The organism is Streptomyces sp. NPDC013157 (assembly GCF_042899865.1).
Lineage (GTDB): Bacteria > Actinomycetota > Actinomycetes > Streptomycetales > Streptomycetaceae > Streptomyces.
In genome coordinates, this window is the sequence record NZ_JBIBAK010000002.1 from 998,391 (window position 1) to 1,018,539 (window position 20,149).

General features: G+C 71.7%; 21 protein-coding genes. 10 read left to right on the forward strand and 11 right to left on the reverse strand.

The features are described 5' to 3' along the window. Positions 1-64: 64 nt before the first annotated feature. Genes ACFY6U_RS09880 through ACFY6U_RS09895 form a run of 4 tightly spaced genes read right to left on the reverse strand, consistent with a single transcriptional unit; the run spans position 65 to position 3,653 of the window. Complete coding sequence (locus tag ACFY6U_RS09880) at positions 65-820, reverse strand: SDR family NAD(P)-dependent oxidoreductase (protein ID WP_390036420.1); 756 nt, start codon at positions 818-820, stop codon at positions 65-67. Beyond that, positions 820-1,341, reverse strand: coding sequence for a nuclear transport factor 2 family protein (locus ACFY6U_RS09885; protein ID WP_390036422.1), 522 nt, complete (start codon positions 1,339-1,341; stop codon positions 820-822). The genes ACFY6U_RS09880 and ACFY6U_RS09885 overlap by 1 nt, the downstream gene beginning before the upstream one ends. Next, positions 1,338-2,516 (reverse strand): acyl-CoA dehydrogenase family protein, encoded by a 1,179-nt coding sequence (locus ACFY6U_RS09890; protein WP_390036424.1) that lies wholly within the window; start codon positions 2,514-2,516, stop codon positions 1,338-1,340. Before ACFY6U_RS09890 ends, ACFY6U_RS09885 begins: the two co-directional genes overlap by 4 nt. Before the next feature lie 18 nt (positions 2,517-2,534). Continuing rightward, positions 2,535-3,653 (reverse strand): acyl-CoA dehydrogenase family protein, encoded by a 1,119-nt coding sequence (locus tag ACFY6U_RS09895; protein WP_390036427.1) that lies wholly within the window; start codon positions 3,651-3,653, stop codon positions 2,535-2,537. Positions 3,654-3,738: 85 nt separating this feature from the next. Between ACFY6U_RS09895 and ACFY6U_RS09900 the strand changes: the two genes are divergently transcribed. Together ACFY6U_RS09900 and ACFY6U_RS09905 are read left to right on the forward strand one after the other, a co-directional pair. Next, on the forward strand, positions 3,739-4,560 hold the full coding sequence (locus ACFY6U_RS09900; RefSeq protein ID WP_390036429.1) for an enoyl-CoA hydratase/isomerase family protein: 822 nt from the start codon (positions 3,739-3,741) through the stop codon (positions 4,558-4,560). A 31-nt stretch (positions 4,561-4,591) separates the two neighbouring features. Beyond that, positions 4,592-5,092, forward strand: coding sequence for a MaoC family dehydratase (locus ACFY6U_RS09905; protein ID WP_390036431.1), 501 nt, complete (start codon positions 4,592-4,594; stop codon positions 5,090-5,092). Here the strand turns inward: ACFY6U_RS09905 and ACFY6U_RS09910 are convergent. Both ACFY6U_RS09910 and ACFY6U_RS09915 read right to left on the reverse strand, forming a co-directional pair. After that, the gene (locus tag ACFY6U_RS09910) at positions 5,071-6,471 is read right to left on the reverse strand and encodes a family 1 glycosylhydrolase (protein ID WP_390036432.1); all 1,401 of its coding nucleotides are present in this window, start codon (positions 6,469-6,471) and stop codon (positions 5,071-5,073) included. The two genes, ACFY6U_RS09905 and ACFY6U_RS09910, sit on opposite strands and share 22 nt — an antisense overlap. Before the next feature lie 163 nt (positions 6,472-6,634). Beyond that, a complete protein-coding gene (locus tag ACFY6U_RS09915; RefSeq protein ID WP_390036434.1) occupies positions 6,635-7,543 on the reverse strand; it encodes a crotonase/enoyl-CoA hydratase family protein in 909 nt (302 codons plus the stop codon). 111 nt (positions 7,544-7,654) lie between these two features. On the opposite strand from ACFY6U_RS09915, the gene ACFY6U_RS09920 reads away from it, so the two are divergent. From ACFY6U_RS09920 to ACFY6U_RS09930, 3 genes are read left to right on the forward strand one after another with little or no spacing between them, the layout of a single operon-like run. Further along, the gene (locus tag ACFY6U_RS09920; protein ID WP_390036436.1) at positions 7,655-8,422 is read left to right on the forward strand and encodes an enoyl-CoA hydratase/isomerase family protein; all 768 of its coding nucleotides are present in this window, start codon (positions 7,655-7,657) and stop codon (positions 8,420-8,422) included. A gap of 21 nt (positions 8,423-8,443) precedes the next feature. Then, a complete protein-coding gene (locus ACFY6U_RS09925; protein ID WP_390036438.1) occupies positions 8,444-9,580 on the forward strand; it encodes an acyl-CoA dehydrogenase family protein in 1,137 nt (378 codons plus the stop codon). Then, positions 9,577-10,599, forward strand: a complete 1,023-nt coding sequence (locus ACFY6U_RS09930) for an LLM class F420-dependent oxidoreductase (RefSeq protein WP_390036440.1) — start codon at positions 9,577-9,579, stop codon at positions 10,597-10,599. The genes ACFY6U_RS09925 and ACFY6U_RS09930 overlap by 4 nt, the downstream gene beginning before the upstream one ends. Here the strand turns inward: ACFY6U_RS09930 and ACFY6U_RS09935 are convergent, their stop codons facing one another. The 5 genes from ACFY6U_RS09935 to ACFY6U_RS09955 form a co-directional block, all read right to left on the reverse strand. Then, positions 10,600-11,349 carry a FadR/GntR family transcriptional regulator gene (locus tag ACFY6U_RS09935; RefSeq protein ID WP_390036442.1) on the reverse strand — a complete coding sequence of 250 codons (750 nt, stop codon included), beginning with the start codon at positions 11,347-11,349 and terminating at the stop codon, positions 10,600-10,602. Positions 11,350-11,353: 4 nt separating this feature from the next. Next, positions 11,354-11,764 carry a Zn-ribbon domain-containing OB-fold protein gene (locus tag ACFY6U_RS09940; RefSeq protein ID WP_390036444.1) on the reverse strand — a complete coding sequence of 137 codons (411 nt, stop codon included), beginning with the start codon at positions 11,762-11,764 and terminating at the stop codon, positions 11,354-11,356. Further along, positions 11,761-12,912: a thiolase family protein gene (locus ACFY6U_RS09945; RefSeq protein ID WP_390036446.1), complete on the reverse strand. Its 1,152-nt coding sequence runs from the start codon at positions 12,910-12,912 to the stop codon at positions 11,761-11,763. Before ACFY6U_RS09945 ends, ACFY6U_RS09940 begins: the two co-directional genes overlap by 4 nt. A 5-nt stretch (positions 12,913-12,917) precedes the next feature. Further along, positions 12,918-14,489, reverse strand: coding sequence for an AMP-binding protein (locus ACFY6U_RS09950; protein ID WP_390036448.1), 1,572 nt, complete (start codon positions 14,487-14,489; stop codon positions 12,918-12,920). A gap of 253 nt (positions 14,490-14,742) precedes the next feature. Further along, on the reverse strand, positions 14,743-15,885 hold the full coding sequence (locus ACFY6U_RS09955) for an acyl-CoA dehydrogenase family protein (protein WP_390036450.1): 1,143 nt from the start codon (positions 15,883-15,885) through the stop codon (positions 14,743-14,745). 85 nt (positions 15,886-15,970) lie between these two features. On the opposite strand from ACFY6U_RS09955, the gene ACFY6U_RS09960 reads away from it, so the two are divergent. Genes ACFY6U_RS09960 through ACFY6U_RS09980 form a run of 5 tightly spaced genes read left to right on the forward strand, consistent with a single transcriptional unit; the run spans position 15,971 to position 20,141 of the window. Further along, positions 15,971-16,726 carry an SDR family NAD(P)-dependent oxidoreductase gene (locus ACFY6U_RS09960; RefSeq protein WP_390036452.1) on the forward strand — a complete coding sequence of 252 codons (756 nt, stop codon included), beginning with the start codon at positions 15,971-15,973 and terminating at the stop codon, positions 16,724-16,726. An 11-nt stretch (positions 16,727-16,737) separates the two neighbouring features. Beyond that, a complete protein-coding gene (locus ACFY6U_RS09965) occupies positions 16,738-17,508 on the forward strand; it encodes an enoyl-CoA hydratase/isomerase family protein (RefSeq protein ID WP_390036454.1) in 771 nt (256 codons plus the stop codon). A 32-nt stretch (positions 17,509-17,540) separates the two neighbouring features. Continuing rightward, positions 17,541-18,695, forward strand: coding sequence for a CaiB/BaiF CoA transferase family protein (locus tag ACFY6U_RS09970; protein ID WP_390036456.1), 1,155 nt, complete (start codon positions 17,541-17,543; stop codon positions 18,693-18,695). Positions 18,696-18,714: 19 nt separating this feature from the next. Then, positions 18,715-19,626: an SDR family NAD(P)-dependent oxidoreductase gene (locus ACFY6U_RS09975; protein ID WP_390036457.1), complete on the forward strand. Its 912-nt coding sequence runs from the start codon at positions 18,715-18,717 to the stop codon at positions 19,624-19,626. Beyond that, positions 19,623-20,141: a DoxX family protein gene (locus tag ACFY6U_RS09980; protein ID WP_390036459.1), complete on the forward strand. Its 519-nt coding sequence runs from the start codon at positions 19,623-19,625 to the stop codon at positions 20,139-20,141. The genes ACFY6U_RS09975 and ACFY6U_RS09980 overlap by 4 nt, the downstream gene beginning before the upstream one ends. The last annotated feature ends 8 nt before the right edge of the window (positions 20,142-20,149 follow it).

Here is a 20,149-nt window from a genome sequence, read left to right on the forward strand (position 1 = left end):
TGCCACGGCGTTGTCTGACGTGTGATGCGTGACATATCACATATCACATGTCACGCGTGACGTGCTAGCCGATCAGCGTCCGGCCGCCCTCCAGCATCAGCGTCGCACCGGTCAGATAGGCCATGTCGTCGCTGACGAGGGCGGCCACCGCCCGGCCGATGTCCGACTCCGGGTCGCCCATACGCCCCAACGGGATGCCGGCCAGCACCCGTTCGGCCTGTTCCGGGTGGTCCGCGAAGTACGTCTCCGCCGCCGGGCTCAGGGCGGCCGGGCAGACCACGTTCACCCGGATCCCGTACGCGCCCCACTCCCGCGCGGCCACCCGGGTCAGTCCCCGGATCGCCTCCTTGGCCATCGCGTACGCGGCGAAGCCCACCTCGCCCCGCACCGCCGCCGAGGAACCGAGGTTCACCACGCTCCCCCGGCTCGCCCTCAGGTGGGGCAGCGCGGACCGCATCGCGTGGAAGACGGCCAACGGACCGCTCCGGTAAGCCAGTTCGACATCCTCGTACGACGTCTGCTCCAGCCGCCGCTGCACGGACGTCTGCGCGTTGTTGACGAGCACGTCGAGGCCGCCGAACTGCCGTACCGTCTCGGCGACCATGCGGTCGACGTCGTCCCGTTCACCGACGTCCCCGACCAGGGTGGACACCCGGCCGCCGCGCCCGGCGATCTCCGCCGCCGTGTCCTTCAGGGTGCGCTCGGTGCGGCCGGTGAGCATCACCGCCGCGCCCTCGGTGGCCAGCGCGAGCGCGATTCCCCGCCCCACCCCCTGGCCGGCTCCGGTGACCAGCGCCGCCCTGCCCGCAAGCCGTGTCATCACGTCTCCTTCCGGTCCTTCCAGAAGTCCGCCCAGGAGGGGAAGGCGTCGGGCAGCGCCGGGCGGCCCGCGCCCTCCCAGCCCTCGAAGCCCACCGCCTGCGGACGCTCGGTCACATCGGCCGCGTACCAGTGCTGCTCGCGGCGCCGGGAGAAGTACCACTCGCCGTCCACGCGCACGTAGTCGTCGAGGTAGCGGATGGCCATCACGATCCACCGCTCCCCCACCTCGTGCTCGGCCCGGCAGCAGACGGAGCCGGTGGCGGTGTCGGGGCCGGTGAACTCGATGCGGTGGCCGCAGAGTTGGTGCACCGAGCGATGGAAGCCGCGGACCAGCGGCTCGATGTACGCGCGCAGCGCCTCCCGGCCACGGCCGTGGCGCCCCATGTCCACGTCCGGCCGGAAGCAGCCCACCCAGGCGTCGAGGTCGCGGGCGTCCACGGCGAGGGCGTACCGGACGGGCAGTTGCTGGATGGCGAGGTGCGACTCGATGCGGTCGATGCGGTCCTCGATCGCCGTCATGACCGGGGCTCCTTGGGCAGACCGAGGAGTTGCTCCCCGATGATGTTGCGCTGGATCTCGCTCGAACCGCCGTAGATCGTCTCCGCGAGGGAGAGCAGGAAGGAGCGCTGCCGGGTGTCCAGGCCGTAGTCCTCGCCGACGATCTGGCCGGCGGGGCCCGCCAGCTCCATGGCCAGGTGGCCGAGTCGCTGGTGGCGTGTAGAGGCGTAGAGCTTGGCCGTGGTGGCCTGGGCGCCGGGGGTGCGGCCCGCGGTCAGTTCGGCGAGGGTGCGCAGGTTGGTGGTGCGCATGATGCGTACGGAGATCCAGGCGTCGACGATCCGGTGACGAAGCATGGGGTCGTCGAGGGCGCCGCGTTCCCGGGCCAGCTCGATCAGTGCCTCGGCCTCCCGTTCGAAGGTGAGCTGCTGGGGCAGCAGGGTGGTGCCGCGTTCGATGCCGAGGGTGGCCATGGCCGTGCGCCAGCCCTGGCCTACTTCGCCGACGACCATGTCGGCGCCGGTGCGCGCGTCGGAGAGGAAGACCTCGGCGAACTCGTCCTGGCCGGCGAGGTTGCGGATGGGGCGGATGTCCACGCCGGGCTGGTCGGCGGGGAGCAGCAGCATGGTCAGGCCCTTGTGCCGCTGGGAGTCCGGGTCGGTGCGGGTGAGGAGGTAGAGCCAGTCGGCGTGGATGCCGAAGGACGTCCACACCTTCTGGCCGTTGACCACCCATGCGTCGCCGTCGCGTTCGGCCCGGGTACGGACCGACGCCAGGTCGGAGCCGGCGCCGGGTTCGCTGAAGCCCTGGCCCCAGAGTTCCTCGACGGCGAGGATCGGCGGCAGGAAGCGCTTCTTCTGCTCCTCGCCGCCCATTTTCAGGAGCATCGGGCCGAGCAGGTCGAGGGCGTTGCCGGTGGCGCGGTAGGGGGCGTTCGCGCGGGCGTACTCGTACTCGAAGACGATCTCCTCAAGCAGGCCGAGTCCGCGTCCCCCGTACTCCCTGGGCCAGCCGACTCCGAGCCAGTTCCCGGCGGACAGTTCGCGGTCCCAGGCGAGGCGGACCTCCCAGGCCGCGCCGTCGGTGGGCCCGCCCACGCCCCGGTGCTCGGCGAACTCCCCCACGAGGTGGTCCGCCAGCCAGTCCCGCAGTCCGTCGCGGAAGTCGCGTACCGCGGGCCCGAAGTCCAGTTCCATGTCTGCCACTCCTTGGTCTCAGATGCCGAGCCGGGCGGCGAGCAGTTCCCGGTGGTACGACGGCGGGCCGAGCAGCGCCTCGGAGCTCTTGGCTCGCTTGAAGTACAGGTGGGCGTGGTGCTCCCAGGTGAAGCCGATGCCGCCGTGGACCTGGATGGTGTCGCCGGCGACCCGGGTGAACGTCTCCGCGCAGAAGGTCTGGGCGAGGGCGGCCGCGACAGCGATGTCGCTCTCGTCGCCCGCGTCCAGGGCCCAGAGTCCGGCGTAGGCGGCCGAGCGGGCGGACTCGATCTCGACGAGCATGTCGGCGCACTTGTGCTTGATCCCCTGGAAGGAGCCGATCGGCCGTCCGTACTGCACCCGGATGCGGGCGTAGTCGACGGCGGCGTCCAGGGCGGCGGCCGCTCCCCCGACCTGTTCGGCGCCGAGCAGGATCGAGGCGGTGGCGAGGGTGCGTTCGAGGACTGGCCATGCGGTGCCCTCGGTGCCGAGCAGGCGGGCGGGGGTGTCGGTGAACTCCAGCCGAGCCTGTTTCCGGGTCTGGTCGAGGGTGGGGAGGGGGGCGCGGGCGAGGCCCGGTGCGCCGGCGTCGACCGCGAAGAGGCTGATGCCGGCGGGGGTGCGGGCGGCGACCAGAAGCAGGTCGGCGAGGTGGCCGTCGGGCACGTAGGTCTTCGTGCCGGTCAGGTGCCAGGCGCCGCCCGTCTCGTGTGCGGTGAGCCGGATGCCCTTCTCGTCCCAGCGGCCGTGGTCCTCGGTGAGGGCCAGCGCGGCCACTGTCCCGCCGGAGGCGATGCCCGGCAGCAGGTCGTGCCGGGCCTGCTCGTCGGAGCAGCGCAGCAGGGCCTCGGCGGCCAGGGCGACGGTGGCGAAGTACGGCCCGCACAGCAGCGCACGGCCGGTCTCCTCGAAGACGATGCCGAGGTCGACGTAGCCGAAGCCGGAGCCGCCGTACTCCTCGGGGACGGCGAGCCCCTGGAGGCCCAGCTCTGTGGCCATCCGCCGCCACAGGGCCGGGTCGTAGCCCTTTGTGTCGGCGGCCAGGCGCCGTACGTCCGCCTCGGAGGAGTGCCGGGCGAGGAAGGAGCGCACGACCCTGCGCAGTTCGTCCTGCTCCTCGCTGAAGGTGAGATCCATGCCGAGCTTCCCGTCCTCGGTGTTGCCCGCTCACGATACAGTTAGATAATTATAGTATCCACACTGAATACACCAGGAGTGCGATGTGTCCGATCCCTACGCCCCGTTCACGAGCCTGACCTTCGAGCGACCCGCGCCCGGCGTGCTGCGGATCGTGCTCGACGCCCCCAGCCTCAACGCCGTCGACCCGCGGATGCACGGTGAACTCGCCGACATCTGGCCGGTCGTGGACCGTGACGAGCAGACCCGCGCGGTGCTGGTCCAGGGCGCCGGCAAGGCGTTCTCGGCGGGCGGGACCTTCGACTCCATCGAGGCCATGACCGAGGACTACGCGGTCCGGGCCCGGGTGATGCGCGAGGCGCGGGAGATGGTGTACGGGGTGATCAACTGCTCCAAGCCGGTGGTCTCCGCGATCCACGGACCGGCCGTCGGGGCGGGGCTGGTCATCGGCATGCTGGCGGACATCTCCATCGCCGCCCGCACGGCGAAGATCGTCGACGGGCACACTCGTCTCGGGGTCGCGGCCGGAGACCACGCGGCGATCTGCTGGCCGCTGCTGTGCGGCATGGCGAAGGCCAAGTACTACCTGCTGACCTGTGAGGCGCTCACCGGCGAGGAGGCCGAGCGGATCGGGCTCGTGTCGAAGTGCGTGGACGACGGGGACGTGCACGCGGAGGGGTTGCGGGTGGCGACCGCGCTGGCCGCCGGGCCGGCCAGCGCCATCAGCTGGACCAAGCGGTCCCTCAACCACTGGTACCGCACCGCCCAGCCGCTCTTCGAGGCCTCGCTCGGCCTGGAGTTCTTCGGGTTCGCGGGACACGAGGTCGCCGAGGGCCTGGCCGCCCGCCGCGGCAAGCGCGCCCCGGACTTCGAGGGCGTGGGCGAGAAGCACCCGCTCGATCTGTGAACCCACCAGGCGCCGTAGAGAGGACCGAACGATGAACGCACCGGACGTCACGGTCGAAGTAGCCCCGCTGGTACGGGGGTTGACGTATGAGGAGATGCCGGTCGGGCAGGTGTTCCGGACTGCCCGACGCACTGTCACCGAGACCGACCTGGTCAACTTCGTCACCTGGGGCGGCTTCACCGAGCCGCTCTTCTGGGACGCCACGCACGCCGCGGAGGGCGGGTACACCGGGCGGCTGGTCCCCGGTGGCCTGACGTACTGCCTCGCCGAGGGACTCGTCCTGCAGACGAACGTGCTGCACGGCACCGGCCTCGCGTTCCTGCACATGGAACTGACCGTGCTCGGGCCGGTGTACGTCGGGGACACCCTGCACGCGGTCGTGGAGACGACGGGCTGCCGCCCCTCCAGCAAGCCCGGCCGTGGGGTGGTGACCAGCAGAATCACCGTCCGCAACCAGCGGGACGAGGACGTCCTGGTCTACTGCCCGGTACGGCTGATCCGGGGTCGGGACTACGAGGTGCCGACGCCCTGACTCCGGGGCACGAGGGCGAGCCCGGTGTGCACTGCGGCGCCCGGGCCGGCGGCGAACGCTCCCCCGTGCACCCAGTCGGAGGGCATCGTCGGGCGCACCGCGAGTTCGTGGTCCGGGACCGCCATCGTGTACAGGCGGGTGTAGCGGAACTTGGCCTCCAGGTTGTCGAGGACCGACCAGTACTCGTAACCGCACACGTCCACCCCGGCGGTGACGAGTCCCGCCAGCCAGGTGAGCCTGGCCCGCAGCAGGGCGCGGCGCCGGGCGTCGTCGCTGAGTCCCCGGTCGTCGACCAGGTCCAGGTCACCCATGCCGTTGTCGACGACGGACAGGGGTGGCAGCAGGTCGCCGTACAGGTCGTAGAGACCGGCGACGGCATCGGCGAGTCCTTCGGGGATGAGGGGCCAGCCGTAGGCGGTCGTCTCCACGTCGTCGAAGGGGACGATCGCGAAGCCGAGACCCACGAGCAGGCGGTTCACCTCGTTGAGGGCGCTCTGGCACTTGGCGGCAGGCAGGACGCGGGGCAGGTTCTCCGGGGCGGTGACGCGGAAGGGGTTGTGCCAGGACAGGCCCAGCAGGTCCTGGGCGGTGGCGATGATCTCCAGGTCGCCGGAGCGTACGCAGCCGGTGGCGGCCACGGGTGAGGCGTCGTCCTCGGTCACCATGTGCTCGCCGAGCAACAGGGGGTCGAGGAAGAGACGGTTGGTCCAGCTCTCCAGTCGCTCCAGCGCGAGCCGGTCGTAGGGGTCGTCGCTGGCCGGATAACCGCCGACGAGGGTGACCGTGGTGCCGATACGGCCGCTCACGCCGACCGCCCTGAGCGCCCGGGTGGCGAGGCCGTTGGCGAGCAGGATGTGGTGGACGGCGGCCAGTCCGGCGCGGCCCGCGCCGCGGCCCGGTGAGTACATTCCGGCCACGTGGTCCGCGAGGGTGGGACCGGCGAGGTCGGTCGAGGTGATCCAGCGCTCCACCCGGTCGCCGAAGCGGCTGCCCAGTTCTGCGGCGTACCCGGCGAAGTGCTCGGCGGTGTCGCGGGCGAGCCAGCCGCCGCCGGGGTCCAGCCAGGAGGGCAGCGAGCGGTCGAACAGGGTCACCGCGGGGCGCGTGCCGTGCGCGAGCAGGGAGTCGAGTGCGCGGTCGCATCGGTCCAGGGCGTCCCGGTCCCAGCTGCCGGGGCCGTCGGGCTGGAGCTGCGGCCATCCGGCGACCATACGGTGCGCGTCCGGGACGACGCCGGTCAGCTGCCGGATGTCCTCGGTCCACTGCCGGAAGTGCCCGCCCCGCTCCGCCGGCGGCGGTGGCGGGGCCGCGAGGGTGTCCGCGGTGGCGACCCCCCAGTCGACCCCGCGCAGGGATGTGTGCAGGAAACCATCGCTCATGGTTGCCGTCCCAGGCGGTAAATGGTTCAGCGCATTCAACTGAATGCCCGCCGACCGGACGCTAACACCTCACGGAAACCACGACAATGTTTCGGCCAGATCTCCTCGCGGGAAGAACCGCGCGACGGTCGAACGCGGGCCCGCGCCGTTCCGCTGCCGCCGGCTACTCCCCGAAGGGGCGGAACGCCTCCTCCTGCCACCAGGGATACACGGGCGGCATGTCGGAGCTGACCCGGCCCGGGAACTTCGGCGGGCGCTTGGCGAGGAAGGACTCCACGCCCTCCACGGGATCCGGGCCCCCGCCGATCTGGCTCATGATCCGCGAGTCGAGCCGGTGCGCCGTCATCGGGTGGGGCTCGCCCAGCATCCGCCACATCATCTGGCGGGACAGGGCGACCGAGACCGCGGAGGTGTTCGCGGCGATCTCCCTGGCGAGTTCGTACGCCGCCGGCAGCAGTTCCTCCGGCGCGTGCACGGACCGGACCAGTCCGGCCGCCAGGGCCTCGTCGGGGCCGAAGACGCGGCCGGTCGCCACCCATTCCATGGCCCGCTGCATGCCCACGGCCCGCGGCAGGAACCAGCTCGCGGCCGACTCCGGCACGATCCCGCGGCGGGCGAAGACGAAGCCGAACTTGGCCGAGGTCGACGCCAGCCGGATGTCCATGGGCAGGGTCATGCTGACCCCGACGCCCGCCGCCGGGCCGTTGATCGCCGCGATCACCGGCTTCGTGCTGGCGAAGATCCGCAGTGCCACCCGGCCGCCGGTGTCCCGGTGCAGGGCGCCGGCCCTGCGGTGGTCGAAGGACGAGCCGCCGGAACCGACGTCGGCGCCCGCGCAGAAACCGCGCCCGGCTCCGGTCACCACGATCACGCGCACCTCGTCGTCGGCGTCGGCGGCGTCCAGGACGGCCAGCAGGTCGGCCATCATCCGCGGGTTGAAGGCGTTCAGCTTCTCGGGCCGGTCGAGCGTGACGGTGAGGACGCCGTCCGCCACCTCGGCCCGCACGGTTTCGTACTCGACCCGCACGGACTCGTGCTCCGCCCGCACGGACTCGTGCTCCTGCTCCGGCATGCGCGTCCTCCGTCACTTCACGACCCGGTTTCCAGAAAGCTTAATTAGTTATAGCATTCAACTCTACTAACCCGTTCGTGATCGTTGGCGGTGGAGATGACGGATCTGCGGATGACCGATCTGGTGGTGACGGCCGTCGGGCCGGTCCGGCTGATCGAGCTCAACCGTCCGGACCAGCTCAACTCGATGAGCGAGGAGCTGCACTCCGGCCTCGCGTCACTGTGGGACACGCTCGCCGGTGACCCGCAGGCGCGGGTGGTCGTGCTCACCGGACGCGGCCGGGCGTTCAGCGCCGGGGGCAACTTCGACATCATGACCCGGGTACAGCGCGACAGCGCCTTCCGGGAGCGGAACGTCGACGAGGCCCGGCGGATCATCACCGGCATGGTCCGCTGCCCGCTACCGGTGATCGCGGCCGTCAACGGGCCGGCGGTGGGCCTCGGTTGCACCCTGGCCCTGCTCAGCGACCTGGTGGTGATGGCCGACGACGCCTACATCGCCGATCCGCATGTCCAGGTCGGTCTTGTCGCGGGCGACGGCGGGGCCTTCGTCCTTCCCCTGCTCGTCGGGCTGACCCGGGCGAAGGAACTCCTCTTCCTCGGCGACCGGGTGAGCGCCGAGGACGCGGTCCGGCTGGGCATCGCCAACCGTGCCGTACCGAAGGACAGGCTGCGGGACGAGGCCATGGACCTCGCCGGCCGGCTGGCCGCGCTGCCCGTCCAGGCGCTGCGCGAGACCAAGCGGGCGGTCAACCGCCACCTTGAGCAGGCTCTCGACACGGTGATGGAGCCGGCCCTCCTCGCCGAGCGGGAGAGCATGCGGACGCCCGAGCACATCGCCGTCGTCGAGAAGATCATCGCCTCGCGCGGCCGTCGCTGAACCCGAGAGGAGCACTGCGCCATGGACTTCGCGTTCAGCGAGGAGCAGGAGGAACTGCGTCGCACGGTACGGGCGTTCCTCACGGACACCTCGCCCGAGACCGAGGTACGGCGCCTGATGGAGACCCCGGAGGGTTTCGACCGGGCGCTGTGGCGCCGGATGGGCACCGAACTCGGCCTCCAGGGGCTGGCCGTCCCCGAGGAGTACGGCGGTGCCGGGTGCGGGCCGGTCGAAGTGGGCGTGGTCATGGAGGAGACGGGCCGGGCGCTGCTGTGCGCGCCGTTCCTGTCCTCGGCCGTGCTGGCGACGACCGCGCTGCTGCACTGCGCCGACGAGGACGCCCGTAAGCGGCTGCTGCCGGGCCTGGCCTCGGGCGAACTCGTCGCGACGCTGGCCCTGACCGAGGACTCGGCTCGCTGGGACGGCGCGGGCATCGGCCTCACCGCCCAGGAGAGCAACGGTGAGTGGCTGCTGAACGGCCACAAGACGTTCGTCCTCGACGGCGCCGCCGCCGACGTCGTGCTCACCGTCGCCCGCTCCGAGGACGGCATCGGGGTGTTCGTGGCGGACGGCGACGCGGCCGGGCTGTCCCGGGAGCCGCTGCCCACGATGGACCCGACCCGCCGCCAGGCCCGCCTCGACTACCACGACGTACGGGCGACCCTCCTGCGTACGCACGGCGACAGCTGGGACCTCGTGTCGCGGGTGCTCGACCACGCGGCCGTGGCGCTGTGCGCCGAGCAGGTCGGGGTGGCCTCCCGGGCTCTCGACATGGCGGTGGAGTACGCCAAGGTCCGGCACCAGTTCGGGCGGCCCATCGGGTCCTTCCAGGCCGTGAAGCACCTCCTGGCCGACGTCCTCCTGGAGGTGGAGTCGGCGCGCGCCGCCGCGCACTACGCGCTGCTCGCCGCCCAGGACGAGGACCCGGAGCTGCCCGCCGTGGCGAGCCTGGCCAAGGCGTTCTGCTCCGACGCCTGTCTGCAGGCCACGGCCGAGAACATCCAGGTGCACGGCGGCATCGGCTTCACCTGGGAACATCCGGCCCACCTCTATCTGAAGCGGGCCAAGACATCGCAGTTGCTGTTCGGGGACCCGGCCTACCACCGGGAGCTGCTGGCACAGCGCATCGGCATGGAAGCGGTCAAGGGAGCGGCATGAAGGTCGACGGCAAGCTGAACGTGTGGAGCACCGCCGGGGTGGCCGAGGAGGCGAGACACCACGAGAAGGCCGGCTACGACGGCCTCTGGGCCTCGGAGTCCAAGCACGACCCCTTCCTGCCCCTGCTGCTGGCGGCCGAGCACACCGAACGGCTGGAGGTCGGCACGGCCATCGCGGTGGCCTTCGCCCGCTCCCCCATGCAGCTCGCGTACACGGCACACGACCTCCAGAGCTATGCGGGCGGACGGTTCTCGCTCGGCCTCGGCAGCCAGATCAAGCCGCACATCGAGCGGCGCTTCGCCATGCCGTGGAGCCGTCCCGCGGCCCGTATGCGGGAGTACGTGAGCGCCCTGCACGCCATCTGGGCCGCCTGGAACGAGGGCGAACGGCTGGACTTCCGCGGCGACTTCTACTCGCACACGCTGATGTCCCCCTTCTTCTCTCCCCCGCCGGCCGTCGGTGGCGCTCCCAAGGTCTTCGTGGCCGCCGTCGGGGAGGCGATGACCCGGGTGGCCGGCGAGGTGGCGGACGGGCTGCTCGCGCACGGCTTCACCACGGAGCGCTATCTGCGCGAGGTGACGCTGCCGACCGTCGAGGCCGGGCTCGCGAAGTCCGGCCGGACCCGCTCCGACTTCTCCGTCTCGCACCTTCTGCTCACCGCGACCGGCCGGACCGAGGAGGAGATGGCCCGCGCGGTCGAAGGCACCCGGGGGCAGATCGCCTTCTACGGCAGCACCCCCGCCTACCGGGGCGTCCTGGAGCTGCACGGCTGGGGCGAACTCGGTGACGAGCTGCACGAGTTGTCGACGTCCCGGCGCGAGGACAGGTGGGAGGCGATGACCCGGCTCGTGGACGACGAGGTCCTGAACACGTTCGCGGTCGTCGCGGAACCCGAGCGGGTCGCGGGCGAGATCTGCCGCCGCTACGGTTCGCTGGTGGACCGGGTGTCGTTCTACACCGCGTACGAGATCGACGCGCAGGTGTGGGAGCCGATCGTCGGCGAGTTGCGTACCGGATGATCAGCCGAGCAGGTCCAGGACGGTGGTCATGGACCTGCTCCGCAACAGATAGTCCTCGGCCTCCTGGAGGTGGCGGCGCCACAGCTCCTCGGCGTCCTCGCACCGGCGGGCGGCGACCAGGCCGACGAGCGCCTGGTGGGCGCGGAAGCCCCGGCGGTTGGCGCGGATGTTCTCGGGGCTGCCGGCGTCGAGGTCGACGTGGGACCAGTTGGCCTGGTCGATGATGTGCCGGACCATGCCGTTGAGGACGCTGAGCGTCTCGTTGCCCGCCAGTTCGACGACGAGGGCGTGGAACTCCATGTGCGCGCGGATGAAGGCCGACGGGTCGTCCATGAGCCGCTCGGCCTCGGCGACCGCGGCCCGCAGCCGTTCCAGGTCGTCGTCCGTCCGCCGCTCGGCCAGCAGTGCGGCGCACGGCGCCTCGATCACCGTACGGGCGTCATAGACGTCCTTGAGGGTCGTGCCCCGGTACTCCAGGACCACCCCCGCGTATCGGGCCGCCGCCGTGCCTTCCGGGATCTGCACCCGGGCCCCGCCCCGGGCGCCCCGGCGCACACTGATCAGGGACTCCGACTCCAGGACCCGGAACGCCTCGCGCAGCGTGGGCCGGGAGACGGCGAACTCGGCCATCAGCGCGGTCTCGGCAGGCAGTGCCTCGCCCTCCGTGAGTTCCCCGCGCACGATCTTGCGGCGCAGCTGGGCCGCGACCAGTTCGGCCATCTTGGGGACCCTTACGGGTGTGTTGGCCACGGCGTCAGCTCCTTCGGTCACCCGGTTCCGGCATGAAGTACGGCAGGGTGATCTCGCCGGTCAGCGGCCGGAAGTCGACGCGGACCCGCATTCCGACGACGACGTCGTCCGGGTCGCCGGCGTCCACGTGGGAGAGCAGGGTGCCGCCGTCGTCCAGGTCGATCACCGCGAGTGCGAAGGGCGTGTCGAAGCCGGGGCCGGGTGCGCGGTGCACCACGCTGACCGAGTAGACCGTGCCTTTGCCGGTGCTGGGGACGTACCGCCAGTCCCGCCCGAGGCAGCCCGGACACGCCGGTTCCGGCACGAAGAACCGCAGCTCGCAGCTCGGGCAGTACGGGGTGACCAGGTCACCGCGCCGGGCCGCCGCCCAGAACGGCTCCGACAACGCGGTGGGGACCGGTACCGGACGGCTCATCGCATCCTCCCGAGCAGGCTCATCTCGTAGTGCTGCGCCCCCGAGCCGGCGTTGCCGACCACGGCCAGCTCGGCGCCGGCCACCTGGTGCACGGCGGTGCCGCGCAACTGCCTCACGGCCTCGACGACCTTCAACGTCATCTGCTGGGTGCCGTTCCAGGCGTACGCCAGGCAGCCGCCGTCGGGATTGACCGGATGCTTGCCGCCCACCGCTATCGCGCCGCTCGCGGCCAGCGGGCCGCCCTCGCCCTCACCGCACAGACCGAGAGCCTCCAACTGGCGTATGACCTCGAAGGAGTTGGGATCGTACAGGGAGAACACGTCGACGTCCTGCGGGCCGACGCCGGCCATCGCGTACGCGCGAGCGGCGGAGTCCCGGCCGAGCTGCCCGACCTCCCGGTACAGCGCCGGGTTGGCGTAGGCGGCCTGGTGGTACTCCATGCCGCCGCCGAGTACGGCGACGGGCGGGTGCGGCAGGTCGCGGGCCCGCTCGGCGGTCGTGACCACGAGGGCCGCGCCGCCCTCGCCGACGATGCAGCAGTCCAGCAGGTGGAACGGCGTGGCCACCATGCGGGAGGCGAGCACGTCCTCGGCGGTGTAGGGGCCGCGCCCGTACATCATCGCCTCCGGATTGGTCGTGCCGTTGTTCCGGATGGTGGCGGCGACCTCGGCGAGCTGGCGGGCGGTCGTCCCGTACTCGTGCATGTGCCGTGTCGCCACCAGCGCGAACTGGGCGACGACATAGCTGCCCCACACATCGGCGAACTCCAGCGGCACGCCGGCCCCGACCGGTCCGGCCCCGCGCGAGACGAGCTTGCAGCCGCCGACCACCACGGTGTCCGCGAGCCCGGCCCGGATCGCGGCCGCGGCCTTCAGCAGGCCCCGCGAACCGGCGTTGTCGAGCATCGAGTCGCTGGTCCAGCGCAGGTCGCGGCCGAGCATGCGCGCCCAGGAACTGCCCTCGCCGGGGACCCCGCCGGGCCCGGGCCAGTCGACCTGGGCGCCGTCGACGTCGGAGGGACCGAGCCCCGCGTCCGCGATCGCGCCCGCCACCGCTTCGAGGGCGAGGTCCATGGCGTCCCGGTGCGGCAGGGACAGGGCCTGCTCGGTGGCGTACACGCCGACGACGACGGGTCGGCGACCGTCCACGGAGCTCACCGTCCGGCGCCGAGCGTGTCGCCGCCGGGGTAGCCGCCCCCGCCGTAGCGCTCGTCGAGGGCGTCGTAGTCCTTGGCGAAGTCCTTGGTGCGTGGCAGGGCGTCCACGAACTCGACCGTCTTCGGCTTCTTGTACGAGGCGATCCGGACCCGGCAGTACTCGATGATCTCCTCGGCCGTGACTCCGCCGTCGTGGCGCACGACCACGGCCTTGACGTCCTGGGCCCAGCGCTCGTTCGGCACACCGATCACGGCGGCCTCCTTCACCGCCGGATGCGACTCGATGCAGTTCTCGACCTCGGCCGGGAAGATGTTCTCGGCCGCCGACTTGAGCATGCGGGTCGTCGTGCCGAGGAAGCTGATCGTGCCGTCGGGCTCGCGCCTGCCGAGGTCGGTGGTGTGCCACCAGCCGAAACGGAAGCGCTCCGCGTTGATCTCGGGCCGGTTCCAGTAGCCGAGGTGGACGAGGTCGCCGCGCACGCAGATCTCCCCCGCCACACCCGTCTCGCACTCCTTGCCGGTGGCGTCGAGGACGCGTACGGCGGTGAAGGGGCCGGGCCGTCCCGCGTTGCCGGCGCCGGCGCCGCCGTAGGCCCCGGTCACGGCGAAGCCGGTCACCTCGGTCTGCCCGTAGCCCCGGCCCTCGCCACCGCCGTTGCGGGTGAAGCGGCTCTGGTCGGTGGGGACCGTGCCCTGCCACAGCGGGGCGGCGACGCTTGCCCGCAGGTTCGACAGGTCGTGGCCCGCCTCGCGGTTCAGGGCGACCAGTTGCGCGATCGTCGGGGGCATCAGGTAGGCGTGGGTGCAGCGCTCCGCCGCGAGCAGCGGGAGCAGTTCCGTGGCGACCACGCGGCGGACGACGACGTTCTTGCCGCCGTGGACGAAGGCCGGGACGCCCCAGAACTGGTAGTTGCCGATGTGGAACATCGGGCCCGCGCCGAGGAAGGCGGTCTCCGTGCCGATGTCGCCCATCCAGGCGGCGCTCGCGCCCATCGTGAGCAGGTTGCGGTGCGAGAGCATCGAGCCGGACTGGCGTCCGGAGATCGCGGCGGTGTAGATGACCAGCAGCGCGGAGTCGGGGTCGATGCCGGCAACAGCCGGGTCCTCGGGCGAGCCCGAGGACAGGAAGGACTCGTACGAGTCGGGGCCCTCGGTGTCGTGCTGCAGCCACAACGCCCGGTGTCCGCTGCCCAGTTCCGCCCGTGCCTTGCCGACCGTGTCGCCGATCTCCTCGTCCTGCCAGACGACGACCTTCGGGTCGAAGTCCTCGACGGCGAACGCCATTTCGGGGGCGGCCCAGCGCCAGTAGCCGGGGCAGACCGTCGCGCCGATCTTCGCGGCGGCGCCGAGCAGTTCCCAGATGCGGAAGGAGTTCTGGCCCAGCCACAGGACGCGGTCGCCGGGGCCGACCCCGGCGGCCGCGAGGGCGTTGGCGAGCCGGTTGGTGCGCTCGTCCAGCTCCGGCCAGGTCAGCCGGACCTCACCGTCGACGAGGGCGACGCCCTCGGGGAAGGACCGTCGGTGTTCTCGGATGATGTCGCCGAAGGTGAGGCGGCGGGCGGGATTCACGTCGTTGCTCCCATGGTGGTTCGGGCGCGGCCGACGCCGACGCCCTTGACGTTGATGAACTCGTTCCGCCCGGCCCGAAGGTGACGTCCACCGTCCCGGCTGTCAGGCGCTACCGGCCGGTTGGCAGCCCCTGTCCTGGTACGGCCGCACGTCGACCGTGACCACGGGCGCCCCCTCTGCCGCGTCTCACATCCTCTATCCCGCTTAAATAGCTAACCTATTTATCCAGGGCAGTCAATGCATCCGCGCGGTGTCACAGCCCCAGCGAGCGCCCGATGATCTCCTGCATGATCTCCGAGGTCCCGCCGAAGACCCGCTGCACCCGGCTGTCCCGCCAGATGCGGGCGATCTCGTACTCGTTGACGTAGCCGTAGCCGCCGAAGAGCTGCATACAGCGGTCGATGACCTCCCAGCCGGTCTCGGAGGTCCAGTACTTGGCGGCGGCGGCCTCCTCGGGCGTCAGCTCCCCCTCGACCAGCGCCATGATGCAGCCGTCCAGGTACACCCGGGCGGCGCCCAGCTTGGCCTTGATGTCGGCGAGGGCGAAGCGGTTGGCCTGGAACTCCCCGATCGGCCGGCCGAAGGCCGTACGGGTCTTCGCGTACTCCAGCGCCAGCTCGTAGGCCCGCTCGGCCGACGCCAGCGAGGAGACGGCGATGGCGAGGCGCTCGGTCGGCAGGTTGCCCATCATGTGATAGAAACCGCGTCCCTCCTGCCCGATGAGGTTCTCGGCGGGGACGCGGACCTCGTGGAAGAAGAGCTCGGCGGTGTCCTGCGCCTTCATGCCGACCTTGTCGAGCTTGCGCCCGCGCTCGAAGCCCTCGGCGCCGCGCTCGACGACGATCAGGCTGATGCCCTTGCGCCCGGCCTCCGGGTCGGTCTTGCAGGCGACGACGACCAGGTCGGCCAGGATGCCGTTGGTGATGAACGTCTTGGACCCGTCGATCACCCACTCGTCGCCGTCCCGGCGGGCGGTGGTGCGGAGGGACTTGAGGTCGGACCCGGCGGACGGCTCGGAGAGCGCGAGCGCGCAGATCGTCTCGCCACTTGTCACGCCGGGCAGCCAGCGGGCCTTCTGTTCCGGGGTGGTGAGGTTCGTCAGATAGGGCGGGATGACGTCGTTCTGCAGGCCGAGCCCGATGCCGACCGAGCTGGTGGCCGCCATCTCCTCCGCCATGATCGCGTTGTAGCGGAAGTCCCGGATCCCCTGCCCGCCGTACTCCTCCGGGAACTGCCAGCCGATGAGCCCGGCCTTGCCCGCGGCCGTCCAGGCGGCCCGGCTCACCTGGCCGTCCCGCTCCCACTGCTCGGCGTACGGGGCGCATTCGCGCAGGTAGTAGGAGCGGGCGGTGTCCCGGAACAGCTCGTGCTCCTCGCTGAAGATCGTACGGCGCATGCTCGACTCCACTCACCCATCTCGCTTATTTAGCTGAAGTAGTTATACGATAGCGCTGTATCGAGGTCCGGGCGAGGGAGGGCGCGTGAGCGTACGGGACAGGGTGGCGCTCGTCACCGGGGCGGGGCGCGGTATCGGCGAGGCGATCGCCGAGCGGCTCGCGGCCCGGGGAACCGCCGTCGCCGTCTGCGATCTGGACGCGGAAGCCGCCGCCGAGGCCGCCGCCCGGCTCACGGAGCGGTACGGGGTGCGTGCCACGGGAGTCGGCGCGGACATCTCCGACAGCGCGGCCGTGCACTGGGCCGTGGAGCGGGTCGCCGCCGCACTCGGGCCGGTGGACATCCTGGTCAACAACGCGGCGGTGGACGTCATCGGCCGGTTCGTGGACAGCGACGAGGACACCTGGGACAGGATCATCGCCGTTAATCTGCGCGGCACGATCACGATGACCCGGGCCGTGCTCGACCCCATGATCGAGCGCGGCGGCGGCCGGATCGTCCACATCGCCTCCGACGCCGGCCGGGTCGGGTCCTCCGGGGAGGTCGTGTACTCCGCCACGAAGGGCGGGGTCATCGCCTTCGGCAAGGCGCTGGCGCGCGAGGTCGCCCGGCACGGCATCACCGTGAACTGCGTCTGCCCGGGGCCCACCGACACCGCGCTGCTCGGGCAGGTCGCCGAGTACAGCCAGAAGATGTACGACGCGACCGTGCGGGCGATCCCGCTGCGCCGCGTCGCCCGGCCGGGCGAGATCGCCGGCGTGGTGGCCTTCCTCGCGTCCGACGACGCCGCCTACATGACCGGGCAGACGCTCTCGGTCAGCGGCGGCCTGACGATGGTCTGAGGTGAGCGACCGTGCTGCGTGTGGAACTCCGCGACAGGATCGCCGTGTTGACGCTGGACCGGCCTCGGCAGCTCAATGCCGTCGGCTCGGAGACCGTCGAGCGGCTGACCCGGGCCCTCGGCGAACTGCGCGACAACGACGACGTCCGAGCCCTTGTGGTGGCCGGGGCGGGCCGTGCCTTCTCGGCCGGCGCCGACCTCGGCGAGATCGAGTCGTTCACCTCCCCCGGGCAGTTCCGGGCCTTCGTGGGGCGGCTGACCGAGGCGTACGCGCTGCTGGAGGACTTCCCCAAGCCGTCGGTCGCGGCCGTCCACGGGTTCGCCTTCGGCGGCGGTCTGGAGCTGGCGCTCGCCTGCGATCTGCGGGTGGCGGAGCGCGGCACCCGGCTCGGGCTGCCCGAGATGAAGCTCGGGGTCCTGCCGGGCGCGGGCGGCACCCAGCGGCTGCCACGGCTGCTGCCGACGGCCGTCGCCAAGCAGATGATCCTCACCGGCGATCCCCTCGACGCGACCCGGGCCTGGGAACTGGGCCTGGTCAACGAACTCGCCGAACCCGGCGGGGCGCTCGCCGCCGCCGAGGAACTGGCCGCCCGGCTCGCGGCCGGGGCCCCGCTGGCGCTCGCGGCCGGCAAGCGGCTCGTCGACCACGGGCTCGGCATGGACCTCGACGCGGCGATCGCCTACGAGCGCGAGACCGTCACGGTGCTGTTCTCCACCGAGGACCGCGCCGAGGGGCTGAAGGCCTTCCGCGAGCGGCGCCCGGGCGAGTTCCGCGGCGTGTAGCGAACCGTCCCCGACAGGTGTGGAGGTGGGCCGTGCGGCCACTGGAAGGCTATTCGGTCGTCGAGCTGGGCATGTGGGTGGCGGCACCGGCCGCGGCCACCATGCTCGCGGACTGGGGCGCGGACGTGGTGAAGGTGGAGGCGCCGGCCGGCGACCCCAACCGCTACACGCTCCGGCACGTCGGCCAGGACATCGACAGCGCACCCCCGTTCGAGACCGACAACCGCGGCAAGCGCGGGATCGTGCTCGACCTGCGCTCCGAGGCCGGAAAGGACGTCCTGGGACGGCTGCTGGCACGAGCCGACGTGTTCGTCACCAACCTCCGCCCCGGCGCGCTGGAACGGCTCGGCCTCGCGCCCGACGAGCTGCGGGCCCGCCATCCCCGTCTGGTGGTCGGCACGTTGACGGGCTACGGCTGGACGGGCGCCGAGCGCGACCGGGCCGGATACGACGTCTCCGCGTTCTGGGCACGGCCCGGCATCGCCGCGATGCTCAACCCGGCCGGGGAACCGCCGCCCGGAATCCGTCCGGGCCTCGGCGACCGCACCGCCGCCGCCAACCTGGTGGCGGGCGTGCTGGCCGCGCTGCTGCGTCGCGAACGCACCGGCGAGGGCGGGGTGGTGGACGTCTCGCTGCTGCGGTCCGGTACCTACGCCAACGGCAACGACCTCGCCCTGCAGAACTTCTTCGGCAGGCGCGGCCGTACCCGCCACCGCACCGAGCACGAGTCCCCGCTGTACAACTGCTACCGGACCGCCGACGACCGCTGGTTCTGGCTGGTGGGCCTGGAGGGCAACCGCCACTGGCCGGGAGTGGTCAGGGCGCTCGGCCGACCGGACCTGGAGACGGACGAACGGTTCGCGACCGGCAAGGCCCGGCGCGGCCATGTGCGTGAGCTGATCGCCGTGCTCGACGAGGAGTTCGCGAAGCGGCCGCTGGCACGGTGGGCGGAACGCCTCGACGCCGAGGAGGTGTGGTGGGCGCCCGTGCAGAGCCTCGCGGAGGTCGCGGCCGACCCGCAGGCGGAGGCGGTGGGGGCGTTCGTCGAGCAGCCCGGCATGGGTGACGCGCCACCACTGCGGACCGTGGCGACCCCAGTCAGTTTCTGGGGCGTTGACGACAAACCACGCACCGGCGCGCCGACCCTCGGCGAGCACACCGACGAAGTACTCCGCGAACTCGACTGACATACCCGGGAGGTAGAGGGTGGGCATCCTCGACGACAAGGTGGCGATCGTGACCGGCGGTGGCCGGGGCCTCGGCCGCGCACACTGCCTGGCGCTCGCCGAGGCCGGCGCGACCGTGGTCGTGAACGATCTCGGCTCGGGCGTGCACGGTGAACGGACCGGGGACTCCCCCGCCGACGACGTCGTCACCGAGATCACCAAGCTCGGCGGCCGGGCGGTCGCCAACCACGCCTCGGTGACGGACTGGGCGGCCACCGAGCAGATGGTCCTGGACACCGTCGCGGAGTTCGGCCGCCTCGACATCGTCGTGAACAACGCGGGCATCGTGCGCGACCGGATGCTCTTCTCGATGAGCGAGGCCGAGTTCGACGCGGTGATCGCCGTGCATCTGAAGGGCACCTTCGCCCTGACCCGGCACGCCTGCGCGTACTGGCGGGACGCGTCGAAGCGGGGTGAGCGGGTCGCCGGGCGCGTCATCAACACGACGTCCGGGACCGGGCTGTTCGGCAACCAGGGCCAGTCCAACTACGGCGCCGCGAAGGCCGGAATAGCGGGGCTGACGGTCCTGACCGCCCTGGAGATGCGCCGCTACGGTGTCACCGCGAACGCCATCTCGCCGATCGCGGCCACCCGGATGACGGACGGACTGGCCGTCGGCGCCTCTCTCCGGGCCACCGAGGGCTTCGACCCGCGCGACCCCGCCAACGCCTCCGGCGTCGTCGTCTACCTGGCCTCCGACGACGCGTCCTGGCTGACCGGTCAGGTCCTGCGCATCGAGGGCAACCGGCTCAACCGGCTCCAGGGCTGGACCGTCGCGGCCGTCCATCCCAGCCATGACGGTCAGGCCCTCACCTATGACGAACTCGTGGACGCCGTACCGCAGTTGTACGGTGCCGTCCCTGCCGGGCGGGCCACCGGAGCCGGCCAGTGAAGGGGCACGACGCCGCCGCCCTGGTGCTGCGCGCCACGCTCGGCCCCATGCTCGTCGCGCACGGCTGGAACAAGGTCGCGGGCCCCGGCGGCCTCAAGGGCACCACGGGCTGGTTCGAGGCGCTCGGCCTGAAGCCGGCCGCCGTGCAGGCCCGGATGGCGGCCGGAACCGAGATCGCGGCCGGGGTGGGGATCACCCTGGGCGCTGCGGGCCCTCTCCCGATGGCAGCGACCGTGGGCCTGATGACCGTGGCCGCTCGGACCGACCACCGCGGCAAGGGGTTCTTCGTCTTCAAGGGCGGCTGGGAGTACGTCGGAGTCGTGGGCGGCACGGCGGTCGCACTCGCGGCGCTGGGCAACGGCCGGTACTCGCTGGACGGGCTGCTGCGACGGCAACGGGCCGGCGTGGGGCCGGCGTTGCTCGCGACGGCTCTCGGTGCGGCGAGCGCCGCGGCGTTGTTGGCGGTGTGTTACCGGCCGGAGCGCAAGCCGGCCGATCAGGACCAGGATCAGTGAAGGGGTCG

What these genes read in the sequence shown, in the direction of transcription:
- ACFY6U_RS09910 (WP_390036432.1), bottom strand. Translation starts at nt 6,471, where the DNA reads ATGAGCGATGGTTTCCTGCACACATCCCTGCGCGGGGTCGACTGGGGG.
- ACFY6U_RS09905 (WP_390036431.1), top strand. Translation starts at nt 4,592, where the DNA reads ATGAACGCACCGGACGTCACGGTCGAAGTAGCCCCGCTGGTACGGGGG.
- ACFY6U_RS09895 (WP_390036427.1), bottom strand. Translation starts at nt 3,653, where the DNA reads ATGGATCTCACCTTCAGCGAGGAGCAGGACGAACTGCGCAGGGTCGTG.
- ACFY6U_RS09885 (WP_390036422.1), bottom strand. Translation starts at nt 1,341, where the DNA reads ATGACGGCGATCGAGGACCGCATCGACCGCATCGAGTCGCACCTCGCC.
- ACFY6U_RS09940 (WP_390036444.1), bottom strand. Translation starts at nt 11,764, where the DNA reads ATGAGCCGTCCGGTACCGGTCCCCACCGCGTTGTCGGAGCCGTTCTGG.
- ACFY6U_RS09890 (WP_390036424.1), bottom strand. Translation starts at nt 2,516, where the DNA reads ATGGAACTGGACTTCGGGCCCGCGGTACGCGACTTCCGCGACGGACTG.
- ACFY6U_RS09920 (WP_390036436.1), top strand. Translation starts at nt 7,655, where the DNA reads ATGACCGATCTGGTGGTGACGGCCGTCGGGCCGGTCCGGCTGATCGAG.
- ACFY6U_RS09955 (WP_390036450.1), bottom strand. Translation starts at nt 15,885, where the DNA reads ATGCGCCGTACGATCTTCAGCGAGGAGCACGAGCTGTTCCGGGACACC.
- ACFY6U_RS09930 (WP_390036440.1), top strand. Translation starts at nt 9,577, where the DNA reads ATGAAGGTCGACGGCAAGCTGAACGTGTGGAGCACCGCCGGGGTGGCC.
- ACFY6U_RS09925 (WP_390036438.1), top strand. Translation starts at nt 8,444, where the DNA reads ATGGACTTCGCGTTCAGCGAGGAGCAGGAGGAACTGCGTCGCACGGTA.
- ACFY6U_RS09880 (WP_390036420.1), bottom strand. Translation starts at nt 820, where the DNA reads ATGACACGGCTTGCGGGCAGGGCGGCGCTGGTCACCGGAGCCGGCCAG.
- ACFY6U_RS09915 (WP_390036434.1), bottom strand. Translation starts at nt 7,543, where the DNA reads ATGCCGGAGCAGGAGCACGAGTCCGTGCGGGCGGAGCACGAGTCCGTG.